Raw genomic sequence first — 19,964 nt, forward strand, 5'->3', positions numbered from 1 at the left:
TTAAAACTGCTACCTCCTCCAGAGGGTAGCATGTCTGGCTTATTTCCTGATATCTGATTTATTCTATATAAAAATGCTGTGGCGTAGGGGTACCCTTGGGTTTACTGGTCTTACCATCTCAAAACCTAAACCCTTGAAATGAAAAAGATCTTTTTTATCGCTCTGATCTGCAGCTTTGCTTTTATGAGCAAACCTGTGCAAGCCCAAAACAACTTAGTGAAAGCTAACTTACTGGCCCCATTGGTTGCCACTGGCTCATTCTATTATGAGCGTGTGCTCAATGATAGCAGAAGTGTTCAGTTAGGACTATTCTTTACCAAGTATGAAGAGCTTTCAGGCTATGGAGTAACACCAGAGTATAGATTCTACCTTTCTGAAACTCCAGCCCCAAATGGTTTCTATGTGGCACCCTTTCTTTCCTTTATGCGCTTTACCATTGAAGGAGAAGACGACCTCTTTGATGGTGAGAGATACAAAGGAACTACTACAAACTTTGGAGGCGGATTAGTTGCCGGAAGACAGTGGATTTTCAAAGACAGGGTCTCTTTTGATATTTTCCTGGGACCCGAGTACACCGGGGGCACGGCTGCAGTAGAAATCGGGAATGAGGACCAAATCAAAGATTCTGGTCTCAATGGATTCATTGGCCGGGCTGGAATCAGCTTAGGTCTTAAATTCTAGTAGCATCGTAACTGCATCAAAAACAGGAAAGCCCTCTGCTCATGCAAAGGGCTTTCCTGTTTTAGAAGAAACGTATCTTCTCAATTAATTTACCCAGTTCAGCATCTGGATGGCTGTAGCGGCAGCTTCTACGCCTTTATTACCGTGTTTACCACCAGCACGGTCCCAAGCCTGTTGCTCGTCGTTGGTAGTAACTAAACCAAAGATCACGGGTTTGTTGAATTTGAGGCCTACCTGGGTGAGCCCCTGGGCTACCGCGTGGCAGATGTAGTCATCATGTTTGGTTTCACCTTTGATCACCACACCTAAAGCAATAACCACATCAATTTCATTGCTTTGCGCCAGAAACTGAGCACCAAGGGTAAGTTCAAAAGAACCCGGTACGGTATTGCGGTAGATGTTCTCGGGCTTTGCGCCGTGCTGCAGCAAAGTGTCATATGCTCCTTTACAGAGGGTATCTGTAATTTCTTTGTTCCATTCTGCCACCACCAGGCCAAACTTCTTGCCGGAGATATCTGGGAGGTTATCTGAATTGTAAGAGCTAAGATTCTTAAGGGCGCTTGCCATTTTCTAAGGACGTTTAAAGGAGACGTTTATCTCTGGAACCTGCATTTAGAGCACAATTTGCTTAAACCAGTCCGGAAACGGTTGTACGCAAAATTGCATAAAAAAACAGAGCGGCCGCTGAATTTTATTTTCAGCGGCCGCTCTGTTACTCTGGTCTCTAGAGAGACTTATTTCTTAGCTAATCCTTCGGCACGAGCCTTGTATTTCTTGGCGTCGTTTACCTCTGGGCTTAGCGGGTAATCAGTGATTACACGGTCATAGACCTCAATGGCTTCTGTGTACTGGTTAGCAGCTTCATACGCTACTGCAGCTTTCATCAGGTACTGTGGTGAAAAGAAGTCGTTGGCTTTGTGCTCAGCAGCTTTCTTGTAAAGGGAAGCCGCTTCTTCTTTCTTGCCTAGCTCCAGGTTTGCATCGCCTTGCAGGCTGTACGCACGGGCTTGCAACAGAAGGTCATCAGACTTGAATTCTTCCAGGTAGTTCAGGGCCTCCTGGTATTTGCCTTGCTTCAGGGAAACCACGCCAGCGTAGAAATTGGCAAGTTTACCAGCTTTTGTGCTGCCGTACTCTTCTGCAACAGCTTTAAAACCTTCGTTTTGGCCATCACCGTTCAAGGCTTTGCTCAGGGAATCAGCTTCTAAATAGTATTCGGCTTGGAACATCGCAGCCAGGGCCTCTTCATTCTTCGTCTGTTGGTTCTGGTAATACAGGAACCCTCCTACTACAGCGGCGGCAATGGCTACAAAAATACCAATCAGCAAGTTTTTATGGCGGGCCACAAAATCTTCGGACCCTCCTACAAGGCGATCAGCCAGGGCATCTGGGTTTTCCACTAGCTCGAATTCGCTCTCTCGCTTCATTGTGTTATTTGACATCAGAAAGTATAATATAAGATTTAGATGCTGTTCTTGAGAAAAAGCCTTGCCCGTTGAACCCCAATTTGTTAAGCTGGGTTCCAACGGGCACGGTTTTTTAGTCCATCACGTACGGATAGTCTTTCTCTACGTAGATATCGGTGTATAATTCTTCCGGAGCTGGGTACGGAGACTTCTCGGCAAAATCTACAGACTCTAGAACCTGTTCTTTGATTTTGTTGTCAATTTCCTCTAGTTCCTGCTCAGTAGCGTAGTTGTTCTCCAAGATGGTGAAACGCACGCTTTCAATTGGGTCCTGGTTACGGTAAGTCTCCAATTCTTCTTTGGTCCGGTACTTAGCTGGGTCAGACATAGAGTGACCTTTGTAGCGGTACGTACGGAACTCCAGGAAAGTAGGACCTTCACCGGCGCGGGCACGTTCAGCGGCACGGGCTACGGCTTCGTGCACATCTTCGCAACGCATGGCGTTTACCGGCTCAGACGGCATGTCATAAGATAAGCCTAGTTTATACAGTTCGGTCACGTTAGACGTACGCTGTACAGAGGTACCCATGGCGTAACCATTGTTCTCTACCACAAAAATTACTGGCAACTTCCATAGCATGGCCATGTTGAACGCTTCGTGCAAAGCACCCTGGCGGACGGCACCGTCACCCATGTAACAGATACACAGGTTACCGGTCTTGTTATATTTCTCAGCGAAAGCCAGACCAGCACCAAGTGGAACCTGGGCACCTACAATACCGTGGCCACCTACGAAATTCACTTCTTTGTCGAAAATGTGCATGGAACCACCTTTGCCTTTTGAGCAACCAGTGGCTTTGGCATATAACTCAGCCATTACCGCGTTAGGAGAAGTTCCTAATCCTAGCGGGTGGGCGTGGTCACGATACGCGGTGATCCATTTATCATCTTTGGTAAGCGCGGTGATAGCACCGGCCGCGCAGGCTTCCTGCCCAATGTATAAGTGACAGAAACCTTTGATCTTCTGCTGGCCGTACAACTGACCGGCTTTCTCTTCAAATTTGCGCATGAGCTGCATCATCTCATACCAGCGCATATAGGTCTCTTTTGAAAATGCTGGGGCAGCGTTTACCTTTGCCTTTTTCGCATCATTCGTCTTCGCTGCTTTCGTCTCTGCCATACTGTATGTTTGTTCGTAAGGGTTAAGTCAAAAATTTCAGAGCTTGCCAACCGGCTTTTTCAGAGTAGATTTAGCCTGTGCTCAGTTCTGTAAGGTATTATAACATGCGAAATTAAGTAAAAATCTGTAAACAAGTTCATGCTCCTCGAAAATCTACACGTCCTGCACTTCAAGAATTACGAGGAAGCCACCTTGCCTTTTTCTCCGCACATCAATTGTTTCATTGGTGACAACGGCAGCGGCAAAACCAATTTGCTGGATGCTATCCATTATCTCTCGCTTACCAAAAGTGCTTTTACCTCCTCAGACCTGCAGAATATCAAGGAAGGAGAAGATTATTTTATTGTACGAGGCCGATTTAAAACTGACGAAAAAGTAAGTGCCGTTCAGTGTTATTTAAAAACGGGGCAGAAAAAGATTATCACCTTAAACAAAGCCCCTTATGACCGGGTAAGCGAGCACGTGGGCAAGTTTCCGGTGGTCTTGATCTCACCCTATGACACAGATTTGATTAGGGAAGGCAGCGAGGAACGCCGAAAGTTCTTTGACAGCCTCATGGCCCAACTGGACCACTCCTACCTGGATCTGCTCATTCAATACACCTATGTTCTGAAACAACGGAACTCGCTTTTAAAGCAGTTCTATGAAAAGAACTATGTAGACAAAGAGTACCTGCAAATCTTGGACGAGCAGCTGATGCCACTTGGAACAGAGCTGAGCATTAGGCGGGCAGCCTTTCTGGAAACCTTTGAACCCGTGTTCCAGCGCCATTACCGCCACCTCTCAGATTCACATGAAGTGGTGACGCTGGCCTATCAGAGCCAATTGACCAGGCAGAACTACGCCTACTTGCTGGACCAAAGCCAACGCAAAGACCTGCTGCTGCAACGCACCACCGTAGGCCCGCATAAAGACGATTTCGTGTTTTTAATGGACGGAAAAAGCGTGAAGAACTTCGGGTCACAAGGTCAGCAGAAGAGCTATGTTATTGCTTTGAAGTTGGCACAGTTTGAGGTGCTTTCTGCCACAAACGGCCAGAAACCGTTGCTGCTCTTAGATGATATTTTTGACCGACTGGACCAAAAGCGCATTGAGCAACTCATGCAACTGGTCGCCAACAATACGTTCGGCCAGATCTTCCTTACCGATACGCACCTGGAGCGCACCGACAAAATCTTAAAACCACTTTCTAATAACATCCGCCGGTTCAGAATCTCTGAAGGCACCGCAGAGACAATTGAAGAGGACGAGTAGTTATTGATTCAAACTGTTCCTCTTAGTTGTGCTGCTGGCGCGAGCGTCCCGCTCGTGTCCACACGTATTCCTGATACATCTTGCAAGGTGAACAACAATAGTAATTCTAATGTGCGGACACGAGCGGGACGCTCGCGCCAGCGGATTAATGTTCCTTCCTGCTAAATAAATTTCCTTTACTGCCGTAAAAAGCAGAGAAGTTTCGTATTAGTAGGAGGTGCTTTGGGCTAGGTTTCTGTAAAACAGCCTGTAAATAGCAGGTGCATAACTGAAGCAACATTGGGGATAACCTGGTGGGTAAATTCATCTGCCTGAAATCTCACCAAAGCGTGTACAATTGCAGTACCTTAGCGCCGTAGCATCACCTAAAAAGAGCCTCCTATGTCCCTGCGTCCGCTTAATCCTAGAAATCCGTTCATGCGCAAAGCCGATACTATCTCCTTGAAAGACAGTATTGATGCTATGCTGAAAGCCTATAAACTGAACGGAAAATTAAGCGAGGTGAAGCTGGTGAGCTCCTGGGAAAAGATCATGGGCAAAGCTATCTCCATGAAAACGCAGGAGGTATTTGTGCGCAATCGTAAGTTGTACGTGCGCCTAACCTCGGCCCCGCTCAAACACGAACTAAATATGGCCCGGGGCAAAGTTATGGCCTTGATCAACATTGAAATGGGCGAGCAAGTGGTAGATGATGTGATCTTCCTGTAAACAAGACTCCAATCTGATACCATAACCAAAGGCGACTTATAATGGATTCAAAGATCAGGTGGACACTTGTTCTTACTTTATTGATGCCATTATTCATGATCATCGCAGTCTTTATGGCAGGCGGAGGACACGGTTGGTATGGTCCAGCATTTCTTCTGTTCCCATGGGCATCCCTGCCCATGGTTTTATCTAAGAATCCAGAGTCCCTCCAATTCCTTCTTATTAGTTTGGCCTTTCTGCAATGGCCACTCTACGGATTCTTGCTTGACCTAACGAAAGAAACAACACGCTTCAAAAATACCGTATTGAGCTTGGTTCTTTCGCACATTTTTTTCTTTGTGCTAACCCTGTTCTATGTTAAAGAACCATTCAATTAAGCCAAAGAAAAGCTTCCCTTACTAATAACCGTATCTTTACTTCTTAGGGGAAGCTCCAAGACAGCAAGTGATTCTTCCGTTTTAGACACTTTTTCCAAAAAGCGCGTAAAAACGGCCATGCAGCAACCCAGACTTGAACCAGATTTATTCCGTCCGGTTTCCTACTCCCGTACTACGCTCACTGAGCTGATGATTCCCAGTTACGCCAACTTCGGTGGCAAGATACATGGGGGCATATTGCTCTCGCTCATGGACAAAGTAGCCTATGCCTGCGCGGCCAAACATGCCGGCAACTACTGTGTGACCGTAACGGTGGATGGCGTCCATTTTTTACAACCAGTTGAGGTGGGTGAGTTGGTCAGCTTGATGGCTTCTATTAACTACGTTGGCAAGACCTCTCTTATGGTGGGCATCAAGGTAGTGGCCGAAAACGTGAAATCAGGGTTTGTGAAGCATACCAACACCTCCTATTTCACCATGGTGGCCAAAGGCGAAGACGACAAGCCCGCTAAAGTTCCTGGCCTGCTCCTAGAAACCCCTGAAGATGCCCGCCGTTTCATTGAAGCCATCCAACGGAAAGAAATAAAAGTACGGTCTGAGCAGGAGTTCAAAGAAATAAAGACCAATCTGGAGCTTCGGCAGAACATCTCTACGCTGGTAGGCCAGCGATGTCAGTTGGGCTTTGACCTATAATCTGTTTCAGAGCTTCTTTGAGTAAACCAGGCCTAAAGCAGCGGTGAAAGCAGGCGAGCCAGTTTCTCAAAAAATTGTTTCACGTGTGACCGTTCGCGCCAGGCTTCAGGGTTGATCTTATCTGAGTATTTGAGGTCTTGGTAAAACATTTCGCGGAGTTGCTGTGAAGTGGTCACGTCATAAATCACAGCGTTCTCTTCAAAATTCAGCTCGAAACTGCGGTTGTCCATGTTGGCGGTGCCCACCATACTTACGGCTCCGTCAATGACCATGGTCTTAGAATGAATGAAGCCTTTCTGATACAAGTAAATCTCCACTCCAGCAAGGAGCATATCATCATAATATGACCAGGTCGCGGCATTCACCAGCGCCGAGTCTGAGATGCCCGGCACCAACAGCTTCACCTTCACGCCTCCTAGTGCCGCTACCGTAAGTGCCTGCAAAATTCCCTCGCCCGGAATAAAGTAAGGGGTGGTAATGAGTACTTCTTCCTGGGCCAGGTAAATGGCCAGCAGCAGGTAGGCCAGTGTTTTTGAGGTGGAACCGGTGTCATAGATAATGCGCAGGCACACCAGCACCAGCACCGTCAAATAAACGATGTTCCAGATAAGCAGCCAGTCTACGCTATTGAGCAGGTACGTCACAGGTTCTATCTTTTCAGAATAGTTGCAGGTTCATTTTAGAAAAACAGCCTCAAAATGCCCCGTCACCATCAACCCAGAAAGAAGCTGCTTTACATAGAATATATTATTTCTCAGTGGTTACCCTTGGTGTTTTCTCAGGCACCATAAAAATTGTTCGGAACATATATTGCAGCGTTTCCTGGTTCCAGCCCTTCAGGCGTCCCCGCTGCATCACCAGTTTGTTGTCTACTCCCGGCGGATTTAGGAAATAATGGAACGTGAACCGGCCTTGGGGGCTTTGCCAGCCCAGCATCTGGCCGTACCTGAGCACATTAAACACCAGAGTATCATTCCAACGCTCTACGGTGTAAAAGCCATCGGCAAAGCGTTTCAGTTCCTGCACTTCTGCTGGGTTAGTAGCCGAGGTCAAAAGTTCTTCTTTTCTGGGGAAAAAGGTAAAGTTGGTTTGGGTTTCTTCAGGAGCAAAGACAGAACGATGGCCTACGTAATAGCCATTCTCACTAAAAGCCACCGCGTACCAGAGCCAGGTTGTAAACGGATTAGGGGTCAGCAATACTTCTGTATAGGGCAATTGCTGTTTTGCCAAAGAGGCTTCTATCTGTGACTTTACCTGAGATTTATTGGAAACGGCATATAACAAGTACAAGCCTGCTGGCACCAGCCCTATCAAAGCCCAACGGGTCCGATAAGATTTGTCTATCTTCAGAAACAGCAGCGCCAGCAAACCAAGACACGGCCACAGCGTGAAAAGCGGGTCTGCCACGTACAGCAGATGAAAGGAAAAACGCTCCTGGCTAAACGGCTCCAGCAAACCAGTACCATAGGCATTGCAGGTATCCAGTAAATCATGAATAAAGAGCTGCACCACAAAAAACATGAAAAACGTGCTCCAGGGAATCTGCCGCTTTTTATGCCACCTACCAGCCACTAAAGCCAACACTGCCGCTGCTATGAAAGCAAACAGAAAAGAGTGGGTGCCTCCGCGGTGTACCAACAGATTTTCTGAAGGATGCAGCCAAAGAGCCGCTACTACATCAATGTCTGGCAGATTCTGGGCTACCGCTCCCCAAAGCAAGGCCCGCTTCCCCAGCTTCTTGGAAAGCATGATCTCGCCAAGACAGGCTCCTAAGGCAGCGTGCGTGAGTAAATCCATGTGATTTTTGTGAGTTTCTCTTTACACACAAGAACCTCAGGACGTTTACGAGCCGTTTTCCTTAAAAGAACAATGGAAGGATCAATGGTAAAAATAAAAAGCGAGGGAATTCCATGCATGAATAGACTAATTCTAGCATAGCTTTTCCTCGCCTTGAGCTTAAAAGTATAGAATGTTAAATAGGGTAAAGAATATATTATAGGATAGATTATTAAGGTTGGCCTACTGCTGAGTAAATCTTGGTAGGTTTTTAAAAGGTTTAGCTTAAACTGCTTAGAAATATAAAATATTTAACTTAATAATAGAAATTATCAATCAATTTTCAAACAAATAGTAAACTTAAACAACTAAACTGTAAAATAACTCTCAAGTTGCTGAAGCGTGGTTTCATCAGTTTGCATGTCTTCAATTACCTGGCCTTTCTCCAGCAGCACAATGCGGTCACACACCTCAATCACGTGACTAAGGTCGTGGCTGGAGATAAGCAGGGTCATGCCCTGGCGCTTCAGGTCTTTCAATAAGCTCTTGAGCCGGATCTGGGAGCTAGGGTCCAGGTTGGCGAAGGGCTCATCTAGGATCAACAACTCAGGATCTGACATAACGCCGGCCGCTACTCCTACTTTCTTCTGGTTTCCTTTAGAGAAGTCCCGGATGTACTTGCGTTGCTCCAGAATCTCGCCGTTGAAAAAGTCTCTGAACCGGTCTAAGAAGGCTTGCACATCGCCAGGAGTTAACCCGTTCAGTTTGCCAATGAAATTGAAGTATTCCTCTGGTGTCAGGAAATCGATCAGGAAGCCTTCGTCCAGGTGCGAGCCGGTGTACTGTTTCCAGTCTTCGGTAGAGCGCACGTTTTCGCCTTTGCTGAACACCTGGCCATGGGTGGGCCTGATCAGGTCCAGGATCATCCGGAAGAACGTGGTCTTGCCTGCTCCGTTGTTGCCTACCAGCCCAATGGTTTCGCCTTTCTGCACGGTCACACCCGGTATGTTCACCACCGTTACGCCGTTGTAGTTCTTTTGGAGGTCGCGTACTTCTATCATATCGTTTAAGGCTATTTTTCTGAAAACAAGGGGTAAACTACGCTTGGCGGAACCCGGCGGCGATGGCATATTTCTCCTGCTGGAAGCGCTTCACCACCACACCTAGCAACTGCTTATGGAAGATGAACCCTAACACGCCTACTAACCCCATGGCCGCAATTCCCCACCAGGGATTTCCCATCAGCCCGAAGGGCAGGTAGATCAAAATAGGCAGCAACAAGGCGGGCAGCATCATGATGAACTGCGAGGCACCCACCCCCTGCCAATTAAAGGAAGCACTCTTGCTCAGGTCAATGCGCTTCTTGTTGTACGTACTCAGATAGAGCACCACAAACGTGTTCACGCCAATGTTGTAGAGGAAGCAGGCCGTGTTGATCAACATGATCTTTCCACCAATGCCGGGCATGAACCCATACAAAAGGGTAATGAGATAGGCCGCAGTACAACCTGGTACAAACATCCAGAATTTAGCCAGGTAGAAGGTATAAGGACTAAGGCGTTTAGTGAGCAGGGCATCAAAATGGGCACTTTGCCAGCCCGGCACAAACTGTCCGTAACTCAGCATCATGAAACCGGTCATGAAAACACCCGGGAAAATGAGCATTGCAAACCCGTTGGTGTACCCTTTACTGGTATAAAACATAAACCCATACGCCAGAAATAAGATGGACATCATGGTGGTGGACTTCGGACGTTTGTGGCGCAGAATCAGTTTCAGTTCCAAGCCAATGAGTGTGCCTAGTTCACCAAAGCGTTGCAGGAAACCAATCTCAGCAGAGTCGCCCACTTTAGATTGCTTCCGGATGCGCATCTCCTCTGGGTAAGTATGCGCAATCAGGAACCGGTAGTTCACCAGGTAAATTCCCACCAGCAAGGCTACTGGCACCAGCACCCAAATCGGGTTATTCCCCAAGGCGTTGAAGAAGACGCCGGAGGCTTTGCCTAGAGAAATATAATCTAAGTAATCAAGCATGGCTAACGCTACCATGGCCAGCAGGAACCCCAGCGTAGCCAATGGTTTTTCTACCAGTTGCCGCTTGAAGTAAAGGGTTAGAAAGTTGTTGACCAGAGTAAGCAGGAAAAGGCCTATCACCCACAACCAGGCTCCGCCCATTTCATAAACATCGGGCAGCACTTTAAGTGCGAAGGGAATAAACAGCAGCAAAGGCAAGAAATTAAACAGACTGGTAATGGACTTCCAAAGCACGAAATGTACTAATTTGCCTTTGCCCACGGGCAAGTGCAGGTAGGGCTGAATGCCCAGCACCGGCAGTTCCTGCATGAAAAACCGCAAGGCTAAGTCTACCAGAAAATAATAGAGCAGTACCCCATTGATTACCTCCACTGGATCTCTGTCTGGCAATAGTTCGGTAATGATTTTGTCCATGAAAAGACTGAGCACCACCACATAGAGCAGCATAAACAGCATGAAGAAGCCCAAGACGAGATTGATTGCCAGGTTCTTCTGCCACACACTAGAACGGGTAGCCTCTTTCCATTGGTGAGAAAGCAATAATCTTATCATAAAGGTAGGACTGTTAAGGAGCCTTGCTTTGCCATTAGTCTGCAGAACTTCCTAAATATTACAGCACTATCCTTCCTATTTCTCTTTTTTGGCTCAGTTTTCTGAAAGCAGGCTTAAAGCGCCCATGTCTTAGAGAATAGGATTAAAGGAAATTTCATCGTTAATACTGATGAGGAGTATTCATGCTCTTAAAGGGAGCATGCTTTAGAAGAGGTTTGCGAAATACAGGCTCAAAATAGAGGTAGTGTCTTGCTGTAGAACTCTGAGGTTAAACTTAGACTTGAGAGTAGGTTAAGACGAGTAATCTACTAGTGTAAACTTGCCCCTTTCAACGGAGGGATTCAGCTAGAAAATTGTTTACTTCCGTCGACTGGATGTATTTCCCAGCATCTATTTTGGGGCTATCGCCCCACTGAAGTTACAAACTTCAGATCAAGGTAGGTCCAAGTCACAGACTTGAACCATGTAAAGAGAAGCAAGAAGATTAAGTGAAAAAGGTATTGCTACTTTCCCCAGTTCTAGTCTTCCCGTCGAGCGCCTCGCTTTTGGCCATAGATAGGCAGAAGCTAAGTAGAGCAGACATCTCAGGCCGAAAGGGCAGTGCGAGAGGGGAAGACGGGGCCTCGCGGCCGTGAGCGCACGAAGGGCAGCTATGCAAAGACCAAGCAAAGGGCCTCGAGACAAGCAGCAGCTACGCCAGCAACGGCAAACTACACGCCCTTAACAAGAAAGCGTTTTAAGTCTCCTTGTAGAAAAATCGACCTAAAACGCTTTACTATATTTAAGAGGATAAAGCAAAAACCAAGTAGTTACGCCGCTGCTACTTCCAAACTCTCCAACTCACAATAGGCTTCTTTCAGCGACTTCGACTGGTCGCCAAACATTTTCTTGATGTACCACTTCAGGAAGAAATACCCTAGCACCGCCCCTATCACAAAACCGATGATCAACCGCAAATACATTTGCTCCCAAGGCAGGTTAGAGATACTGATGCCTTTGGCGAGCTTCAGATAAGCCAACTGCCCGGCGGCCAGACCAATGGGTGCCAAAAGCATGTTCGTCCAAAAATAGAGCTTGGTAAGGCCGGTGAGCATTTCTATCAGGTTGCCTAAGGTGGCCCGCAGGTTAGCGGTAGTTACGTTCAGACCCTTCATATAAGATAGTCGGGCCCAGAAGTAGCCCAGAAACGGCAGACATACCACCATTACCACTACACATAGCGCCTGAAATGCCGGGTCTTCCTTAAAGAAAATCGCCCCTGCGCCCGCCACCAGAATAGTAGAAACCTGCACCGCCAATTCAAAGTAGATGTTCCGCTTGAGGGTGGTGACGGCATTTTCTGTACGGGCTTTTAGCAGGCCTGCAATCTCGTGCTCGGTCACCTGGTGGGCGGCAGCGGCTTGGGCAGCATACAGCTTCCAGGTGTCTTTGAGGCTATCTAATTTCATCATACACGGGTGTTAACAACTTCTCTAATTTCGCTTTGATGCGGTTCAACTTCACGCCTACGTTTGATTTGGTGATTCCAATGATCTCGGCCATTTCATCGTAGCTTCGGTCTTCTAAGTACAGCATCACAATGGCCTTCTCTACCTGAGAGAGCTGGTCAATAGCGGCGTAGAGGTATTTGATTTTCAATTCATACTCAGCAGAGGTATCTGGCGCGGACGGAATCTGCAGGTCCATGTCTGAGAGAGAACCGTAGTGGGGGCGGCGAATATCTTTCCGGAAACTGGAGACAGCGGTGTTCAGCGCTACCCGGTACATCCAAGTACTTACCTTAGACTCGTGCTTAAACGTAGGATAGGACCTCCAGAGTTGCAGCACTATGTCCTGAAACAAATCTTTCCGCTCCTCGGGGTCTCGGCAGTACATGCTGCACACCTTATGGATCAGGGCCTGATCCTGGGCAATGAGCTTCACAAATTCTGCGCGTAAGGCCGGATTCTCCAACGTAGTACGTAAAGGTTTGAAGTATTAGTAGCTAAGCCTACAGGTAAATTACACTACTCCCCTGAAAAACGAAACAGCAGCTTAAAAAGAACCCCGTTTGAGTTCTGTTTTTCAAAAACAGAACTCAAACGGGGTTGGAAAGGGAATGATATATAGGCCGTAGCCCCTGCCCTTACGGAAAGATACCCAAGGACTGGTAGCTCACGCCTATTTTCTCAATAGCGGCATAAAAACCGGCCGTACGCAAGTCTGTAATGGCTTTGATTTGGTGTGTTACCTCGCGCATTTCCTGGTAGGCCGTGATCATGGTGTCTTCCAAACCAGAATACACTAGGTCTTTCTCATCGGCACCGTGAATGATCAATGTCTTTTCTTCTGCGCTAAGGCTCTTGCCAGTAGTTTGCTCAATGGTGTTCACCAAGCGTTTCAGACTGGCTTCCTCAGCACGTTTTCCCATCCGCCCGAAGCGCACGTTTGACAAGTTCTTAAGCCACTCAAAATAGGAGACAGTTACCCCACCGGCGTTCAGGTACAAGTCTGGCAGAATCACTACCCCTTTGGCATGCAGGATACGTTCTGCTTCCTGGGTGATAGGGCCGTTGGCACCTTCGGCAATGATTTTGGCTTTGACGCGCTCTGCGTTACCAATGTGAATCTGGTTTTCCAGGGCTGCCGGTAACAGCACATCGCAGTCGTACTCCAGCATTTCTACGGAGTTGTTAATGAACGTACCGCCCGGGTAACCCTGAAAGGTGGCGTTGTCTTTCCGGTAATGAAAGATGCTGTCAATGTCCAAACCATCTGGATTGAAAATACCGCCTTCGCGCTCGGCTACGCCAATGATAATGGCACCGTCTTGCTGCAGGAATTTACCGGCGTGGTAGCCCACGTTTCCTATCCCCTGGATGATGATGCGCTTGCCCGCTACCCCACTGCTGAGGTTTAAAGGCTGAAGAACGGCGCTGTCATGCAAAGCTTCCCGCAGGCCGAAGAAGATACCTAACCCGGTCGCTTCGTTCCGGCCCCTGATTCCGCCCTGGCCCACCGGTTTACCGGTTACGCAGCCCAGCGCATTGGTTTCACCAAATTTGAAAGCATGGTAGGTATCAGCGATCCAGGCCATTTCACGGCCACTGGTTCCGTAATCTGGCGCAGGCACGTCAACGGCCGGACCAATAAGATTTTTCTTTATAAGTTCTGAGGCAAAACGGCGGGTAACCCGCTCCAGTGTTTCCACAGAGGACGTTCTGGGGTTAATTTTCACACCGCCTTTGGCACCGCCAAACGGTACGTCAACCACGGCGCATTTAAAGGTCATAAGGGTAGCCAGGGCTACTACCTCGTCTTCATCTACGTGCATACTGTACCTGATCCCGCCTTTGGTAGGCAGCTTATGCTGGCTATGCTGGGCCCGTATTCCTTCAAATACCTGTATCTGTCCGTCTACCTCTACCGGGAAGTTTACTTTATAGACACTGTTACAGATCTTAATCTGCGAGATTATACCAGGATGTAGTTTAGAATGCTGGGCAGCCTGGTCAAAGTAATAATGGACGCTGTCCAGAAATTCTTTGCCGGGTGAAACGGTTTGGCTCATATTTTCTGCAATTGGTGGTTCTGTCTAAAACGTACTAACGCTAGCTCACGTTGCTTACCTCTAAAAATGTTCCACGGAGAACAATTTGCCCTCCCTCTTTAAGCGTGCTTTCCGTAAAACGGGCCTAAAGCGGTTTTGCCCTCCTTAAGAAGGTCATTTTTATTGGTTTCTGCGGAATATTACGGAAATTACGGGACAGAACACACCTACAAGCAAACAACACATTATTATGTTTCTTTCTTTTCCTTCTTTTGCCCGCGCAGGTGCCGCTGCGATGGGTTTACTTTTTTTTTCCAACGTTACCTCGGCGCAAGCCATCGTGAAGACCGATCCGGTGATCAAAACCATGACCGAGCAGGTGTCTGCCCAAGAACTGGAGCGCCTGGTACGTGGCTTGGTGAGCTTTGAAACCCGCCACTCACTCAGCACCGTCAAAGACAAGAAAAAGGGCATTGGCGCCGCCCGCAACTGGGCTGAGGCCGAAATGCAGAAAGCCGCTGCCACCTCCGGTGGTCGCATGACCGTGACCCAGGACAAATACATCGTGAAAGCCGATGGTCGCCGCATCAAAGAAGATGTGGAAATGGCCAACGTAATGGCTACCCTCAAAGGCACCGACCCGAATGACGACCGGGTGTTCATTGTCAGCGGCCACATAGATTCCCGCAACACCGATGTGATGGACGCGAAAGGTAAAGCCCCGGGAGCGAATGATGACGGGTCCGGCACTGCCGCCGTAATTGAACTGGCCCGCGTCATGGCCAAACAGCAGTTCCCGGCTACTATCATTTTTGTGTGCGTGCAGGGCGAAGAGCAAGGCCTCTACGGAGCCAGACACCTGGCTGATCGCGCCAAGAAAGAGAACTGGAACCTGGTAGCCATGCTCAACAATGACATGATTGGCAACTCCTTCTCAGACGAAACCAACCTTAAAGACAACACCCGCGTGCGGATCTTCTCTGAAGGCGTACCGGCATTTGAAACCCCAGAAATGACAGCCATGCGCAAAAGCACCGGTGGCGAGAACGACAGCCGTAGCCGCCAACTGGCCCGTTACATGAAAGAAATGACAGCCCGCTACGTGCCCCAGCTGGAAGTAGTCCTGAACTACCGCACTGACCGTTTCCTACGTGGCGGCGACCATACCCCTTTCAGCCAGGCAGGTTTCACGGCCATCAGGGTGTGTGAAATGAACGAGAACTACCGCTACCAGCACCAAAACGTGCGCACTGAGAATGGCATCAACTACGGTGACTTCCCGGAGCACGTAGATTATGAATACGTGCGCAAGAATACGGCTATGAACCTGGCTACCCTGGCGAATCTGGCCCTGGCACCTGCCTCACCAGAAGAAGTGGGCGTGGTGACCAGCAACCTGACCAACCAGACTGAACTGCGCTGGAAAGCCCCAACCAAAGGGGAAAGACCAACTGGTTACTACATTTTAATGCGGGAAACCTCAGCGCCTATGTGGGAGAAGAAAATCTACGTGGAAGGCACTACTACTACCCTGCCTTACTCTAAAGACAACTACTTCTTCGCGGTACAGGCGGTAGATGCCGAGGGCCACGAGAGTTTACCCGTGATGCCGAAACCTATCAGATAAGAACCAGTATTAGGCCCATTTTCAGAAAATCCTCAAGAAACAGGCTCAGCGGTATTTACCACTGAGCTTGTTCTCTTTCATAAGTACCTGTTCCAAATTCTTCAAAAAGCTGCGTAGGGTGAAAATTTGGTTTACCTGTTTAAGACTAAACTTGTAATATTACATATGCACTCTGCTACAACTGCTCCAACTCCAAAACCCTCCCTTCTAACGTGGCTCCGGCAACCGGTAGACAATGCGCCGCTGGTGGTATTCAGGTGGTTATTTGGGCTGCTTTTGTTTCTGGAAACGGCAGGGGCTATCGCTACCGGCTGGGTGAAGAAGAACATGATAGAGCCTACGGTGTTCTTTCCCTTTATTGGGTTTGAATGGCTGAAGCCGCTCCCGGGCAATGGCATGTATTTTTATTACGGAGCCATGGCGCTGCTTGGACTGCTGGTAATGGTGGGGCTGTATTACAGGGCCAGTATTACTGCTTTTACCTTGTTGTGGTGGGGCTGCTACCTCATGCAGAAAACCAGTTACAACAACCATTATTACCTGCTGCTGGTGCTGTGCTTTTTGATGATGCTGCTTCCCGCGCACAGGTATGCGTCTCTGGATGTGAAACGCAAGCCCTCTCTACAGTCGCTTTCCTGCCCGCGCTGGTGCCTGTTGATCTTTGTGGCCCAGATGGGGATTGTCTATACCTATGCCGCCATTGCCAAGATAAATGTAGATTGGTTGGCTGGCGCTCCTATCAAAGTGTGGTTCGCAGCCAAAAGCCACTTTTGGCTCATTGGCGGACTTCTGCAGCAGGCGTGGTTTCAAAAACTGGTGGTTTACGGCGGCATTTTCTTTGACTTGTTGATTGTACCGCTGTTGCTCTGGCGCCGCACTCGTATTTGGGCGTTTTTCATAGCTATCTTCTTCCATGGGTTTAATTCAGCGGTGTTCCACATTGGCATCTTCCCATATCTGGCATTAGCCTTGTGCCTCTTCTTCTTTCCGCCTGAAACGATCAGGAGAAGGTTCCTGCGTCGGAAACCAGTACTTTCTACACAGGCATCTTCTGTCCCGGTTTTAGGTACAGGAGAAAAAGCGTTGTTTCTGCTTTTAGGCCTTCATCTTTTAATACAGGTGGTGCTGCCCCTCCGGCAATTCTGGTTTCCGGGAAACACCAACTGGACCGAAGAAGGTCACCGGATGTCCTGGCACATGATGCTGCGTTCCAAATCTGGGTATGCGCAGTATAAAGTGGTGGCTGACGGCAAGGTCTTTTGGGAAAACCCCGGTGAGCACCTTACACCAAAGCAGAGCCGTGTTGTGGCAACCCGCCCAGACCTGCTTTGGCAATATAGTCAGTTTCTGGCCCGTAAATACAAAAACATGGGCTTTTCAGAGGTGGAGGTATTTGCGCATACCAGCGTCAGCCTCAATCAACGCCCTTCTCAATTACTGGTAGACTCTACTGTCAATTTAGCGGCAGTGCCGTGGCAACCACACACCCCCTCTCCCTGGGTGGTACCTCTGCAGGAGAATAAATAATTCTATAATAACTAACCCAACACTGAACCTGCCTGTGAAAAAGCATAGCACCAACTAGTTTCAGCGGTTCTTTGTAGAAAATGGGAAAGAAACACCGAATTCTTCTAATCCATCTGTGAAACAGGAGACGTAAGAACAACTTTTCTAACCTATTTAAGTAAGTGCACGTAAGCGGCTTTGCTTATGATTTTAAAGCCTTAATTAGTGTTACCTTTCCAAAGTAGTAACACAAAATCACTGTTTGGCTCAAGGCTACAGAGCAAACGCAATCCGTCTATTTACCTTCATTCTAATTTTTTATATGCCTACACTCTTATCTCACTTAAGGGTTCTATTAGTTTTTCTATTGCTGCTTTCTGTAGAGACCTCTGCGCAGAAAGTAGGAGTTGTATTGAGCGGCGGTGGCGCCAAAGGCCTGGCCCACGTGGGGGTTCTGAAAGTTCTGGAGAAAAACAAAATCCCCATAGACTACATTGTGGGCACCAGCATGGGCGCCGTGGTGGGCTCTTTGTATTCGGCAGGCTTTTCACCCCAGGACATAGAAGACCTGGTCTTATCGCCCAAGTTCCAGTACTGGGTTTCTGGCCGGCAACTGGAAGACCGTGCCTTTAACTACTTCAGCTTAGACCCTTCTCCTGCCGCTTTGCGGTTGCCCCTTACACTACAGTCAAGCCTGAAAGTACAGACCACCGGGGGTCTCATCAGTGATGTGAACCTCAACTACGCACTGGCTTCTACCTTGGCTGCGGGGAGTGCCATTGCAAAATATGATTTCAATAAGCTTTTCGTGCCCTTCAGGGCGCTTACCGCCGAAATCTTCACCCGGCAGCAGATTGTGCAACGCAAGGGATCTCTCGCAGATGCCGTCCGGAACTCCATGGCGGTTCCGCTGGCGTTTAGGCCTATTCGGCAGTCAGATGGCCGCTATCTGTTTGATGGAGGCCTTTTCAACAACTTCCCTACCGATGTCATGCGCTCAGAGTTTAAGCCCGATGTTATCATTGGTGTTAACGTGGGCGATGTTTCTTTTAAGAAATACCCCACAGACAAAGATGATGAGTTGCTGGGCAGTTCGCTTATTTTCCTGAGTTTTGATGTAGCTGATACACTCGCCGTAGGTCCTAATGGCATTTTGATTCAGCCTGATCTGGAGGGCTACGGCACCACAGACTTCGCGAAGGTGAAAGACCTTATTGACATTGGCGTAAAGTCTACCGAAGCTAAATTACCACAACTGAAACAACGGATTAAACGGGAAGAAGACTCTGTGCAATTAGCGCATAGAAGGGCAGCTTTCCAGAAACAAGCTCCTCCACCCCAGTTCGCCAGAGTTCAGGTGCAGGGCCTCAAAGAAAACCAAAACAAGTATGTAAGCAGGTTCTTTCTGCGCAGAGGTGATGAGTACACCATAGATGAAATTGAAGAAGGCTATTACCGCTTAGCCGCCAATGACTTCTTCAGGGGCATTTACCCACGTATTCAATATGACAGTACCGCCAGGGGCTATGTGCTCAGCATTGACGCCCAGCAGAGCAACAATGCCACAGCGGAGGTTGGTGCTGTGTTCAGTACTCGTCCTGTTGATAACCTCTACGTGGGCCTGGAGTACCGCTACTTAAACCGTCTGTTATACACAGTGGGGCTTAATGCCAACTTAGGCAGGTTCTATTCAGCAGGCCAGTTTGGCATACGCCTGAATGTGCCCGCGCGCGTGCCTTTCTACATAGAACCTTCAGTCATGTACAGCAGTGTTAATTACCAGGGAACCAAAACTTTCCTGGATAGAGATGCCGCCAGCACCCAGGTGCGCCAACGCGATTTCAAGTTAGGACTGCAGACGGGTTTTAGCCATAACTTCAGAAGCAGGTTTGTCATTGATGGAGCTTATTTCTCCAATGAAGACGAGTACGCCAATGTGGAAAACGTTTCTTCTGATGATAAATTAGACGAGACCGACTTTGTGGGATTGACCAGTGCCTTCCGGTTTGAACGCAACTCCCTGAACCGTAAAATGTATTCCACCCGTGGGCACCGGGCAGTGCTGGGAGTACGCGCAGTAATGGGAGAAGAAGCCTATAAACCAGGTTCCACGTCTCTGATGACCGAAGGTAGAACAGAAGACCACAAGTGGCTGCAGTTTTCGGCTACCTATGAGGGCTACTATCCTTTCAACAATGATAGAAGCAGCTGGGGATACTTCTTTGAAGGGGTAATCAGCACGCAGGATCTATTCTCTAACTACCGGTCATCGCTTACCTCTTCCCCGGTTTTTAACCCACTGCCAGACTCCCGCACGTTGTTTCTGGATACGTACCGTTCTTCCCGTTATGCTGCGGCAGGCTTGCGTTATTCACAGAATTTGTTCGCCAAATTTGAATGGCGGACCGAGGCCTTCACGCACCTTATCCACAGACCCCTGGAAGAAGGAATCATGCAACAAGCCATCAGGGCCAAAGGTTTTGACCGGCCCAGGCTAACTGCTAGTACTGGCATCATCATGCAATTACCCATTGGTCCGGCTGCCCTGCATTTCATCCATTATGACGATAATGAAAACCGATGGAGTGTCTTCGGGCACGTAGGCTTCCTGTTATTTAGAGGCCGAACCCTCCAATAATAT

The 19,964-nt window shown here is 48.3% G+C and carries 18 protein-coding genes; 8 read left to right on the top strand and 10 right to left on the bottom strand.

The features are described 5' to 3' along the window. Window positions 1-138 precede the first annotated feature (138 nt). Complete coding sequence (locus tag DC20_RS08335) at window positions 139-681, top strand: DUF3575 domain-containing protein (protein WP_062543408.1); 543 nt, start codon at window positions 139-141, stop codon at window positions 679-681. 84 nt (window positions 682-765) lie between these two features. Here the strand turns inward: DC20_RS08335 and ribH are convergent, their stop codons facing one another. The 3 genes from ribH to pdhA all read right to left on the bottom strand — a co-directional run bounded on the left by ribH (window position 766) and on the right by pdhA (window position 3,267). Next, window positions 766-1,248 (bottom strand): 6,7-dimethyl-8-ribityllumazine synthase, encoded by a 483-nt coding sequence (gene ribH / locus DC20_RS08340; protein WP_062543409.1) that lies wholly within the window; start codon window positions 1,246-1,248, stop codon window positions 766-768. A 167-nt stretch (window positions 1,249-1,415) separates the two neighbouring features. After that, window positions 1,416-2,123, bottom strand: coding sequence for a tetratricopeptide repeat protein (locus DC20_RS08345; RefSeq protein ID WP_062543410.1), 708 nt, complete (start codon window positions 2,121-2,123; stop codon window positions 1,416-1,418). A gap of 97 nt (window positions 2,124-2,220) precedes the next feature. After that, window positions 2,221-3,267, bottom strand: coding sequence for a pyruvate dehydrogenase (acetyl-transferring) E1 component subunit alpha (gene pdhA, locus DC20_RS08350; protein WP_062543411.1), 1,047 nt, complete (start codon window positions 3,265-3,267; stop codon window positions 2,221-2,223). A 138-nt stretch (window positions 3,268-3,405) separates the two neighbouring features. Between pdhA and recF the strand changes: the two genes are divergently transcribed. The 4 genes from recF to DC20_RS08370 all read left to right on the top strand — a co-directional run bounded on the left by recF (window position 3,406) and on the right by DC20_RS08370 (window position 6,299). After that, window positions 3,406-4,521 (top strand): DNA replication/repair protein RecF, encoded by a 1,116-nt coding sequence (gene recF / locus DC20_RS08355; protein ID WP_062543412.1) that lies wholly within the window; start codon window positions 3,406-3,408, stop codon window positions 4,519-4,521. Window positions 4,522-4,902: 381 nt separating this feature from the next. Beyond that, on the top strand, window positions 4,903-5,229 hold the full coding sequence (locus DC20_RS08360; protein WP_083470276.1) for a DUF721 domain-containing protein: 327 nt from the start codon (window positions 4,903-4,905) through the stop codon (window positions 5,227-5,229). A gap of 41 nt (window positions 5,230-5,270) precedes the next feature. Then, complete coding sequence (locus tag DC20_RS08365) at window positions 5,271-5,606, top strand: hypothetical protein (RefSeq protein ID WP_062543413.1); 336 nt, start codon at window positions 5,271-5,273, stop codon at window positions 5,604-5,606. A 117-nt stretch (window positions 5,607-5,723) separates the two neighbouring features. Beyond that, on the top strand, window positions 5,724-6,299 hold the full coding sequence (locus DC20_RS08370) for an acyl-CoA thioesterase (RefSeq protein WP_062543414.1): 576 nt from the start codon (window positions 5,724-5,726) through the stop codon (window positions 6,297-6,299). 32 nt (window positions 6,300-6,331) lie between these two features. On the opposite strand, the gene DC20_RS08375 is transcribed toward DC20_RS08370, so the two are convergent. The 7 genes from DC20_RS08375 to DC20_RS08405 all read right to left on the bottom strand — a co-directional run bounded on the left by DC20_RS08375 (window position 6,332) and on the right by DC20_RS08405 (window position 14,211). Next, window positions 6,332-6,943, bottom strand: a complete 612-nt coding sequence (locus DC20_RS08375) for a phospholipase D-like domain-containing protein (RefSeq protein WP_062543415.1) — start codon at window positions 6,941-6,943, stop codon at window positions 6,332-6,334. 103 nt (window positions 6,944-7,046) lie between these two features. After that, entirely contained in the window at window positions 7,047-8,096 is a 1,050-nt protein-coding gene (locus DC20_RS08380; RefSeq protein WP_062543416.1) for a metal-dependent hydrolase, read from the bottom strand. Between the two features lie 347 nt (window positions 8,097-8,443). Further along, a complete protein-coding gene (locus DC20_RS08385; protein WP_062543417.1) occupies window positions 8,444-9,136 on the bottom strand; it encodes an ABC transporter ATP-binding protein in 693 nt (230 codons plus the stop codon). A gap of 37 nt (window positions 9,137-9,173) precedes the next feature. Next, window positions 9,174-10,661, bottom strand: a complete 1,488-nt coding sequence (locus DC20_RS08390) for a DUF5687 family protein (protein WP_062543418.1) — start codon at window positions 10,659-10,661, stop codon at window positions 9,174-9,176. An 809-nt stretch (window positions 10,662-11,470) separates the two neighbouring features. Beyond that, a complete protein-coding gene (locus DC20_RS08395) occupies window positions 11,471-12,112 on the bottom strand; it encodes a hypothetical protein (protein WP_157593101.1) in 642 nt (213 codons plus the stop codon). Beyond that, window positions 12,096-12,614, bottom strand: coding sequence for an RNA polymerase sigma factor (locus DC20_RS08400; RefSeq protein WP_062543420.1), 519 nt, complete (start codon window positions 12,612-12,614; stop codon window positions 12,096-12,098). Before DC20_RS08400 ends, DC20_RS08395 begins: the two co-directional genes overlap by 17 nt. 172 nt (window positions 12,615-12,786) lie before the next feature. Continuing rightward, entirely contained in the window at window positions 12,787-14,211 is a 1,425-nt protein-coding gene (locus DC20_RS08405) for a Glu/Leu/Phe/Val family dehydrogenase (RefSeq protein WP_062543421.1), read from the bottom strand. Window positions 14,212-14,440: 229 nt separating this feature from the next. On the opposite strand from DC20_RS08405, the gene DC20_RS08410 reads away from it, so the two are divergent. The 3 genes from DC20_RS08410 to DC20_RS08420 all read left to right on the top strand — a co-directional run bounded on the left by DC20_RS08410 (window position 14,441) and on the right by DC20_RS08420 (window position 19,961). After that, window positions 14,441-15,817, top strand: coding sequence for a M28 family metallopeptidase (locus tag DC20_RS08410; RefSeq protein ID WP_245652323.1), 1,377 nt, complete (start codon window positions 14,441-14,443; stop codon window positions 15,815-15,817). A gap of 165 nt (window positions 15,818-15,982) precedes the next feature. Next, a complete protein-coding gene (locus DC20_RS08415) occupies window positions 15,983-17,344 on the top strand; it encodes an HTTM domain-containing protein (protein WP_062543422.1) in 1,362 nt (453 codons plus the stop codon). A 301-nt stretch (window positions 17,345-17,645) separates the two neighbouring features. Further along, a complete protein-coding gene (locus tag DC20_RS08420; RefSeq protein ID WP_071885578.1) occupies window positions 17,646-19,961 on the top strand; it encodes a patatin-like phospholipase family protein in 2,316 nt (771 codons plus the stop codon). Window positions 19,962-19,964 lie beyond the last annotated feature (3 nt).

It is taken from the genome of Rufibacter tibetensis (assembly GCF_001310085.1).
In the GTDB taxonomy this organism is placed as follows: Bacteria; Bacteroidota; Bacteroidia; order Cytophagales; family Hymenobacteraceae; genus Nibribacter; species Nibribacter tibetensis.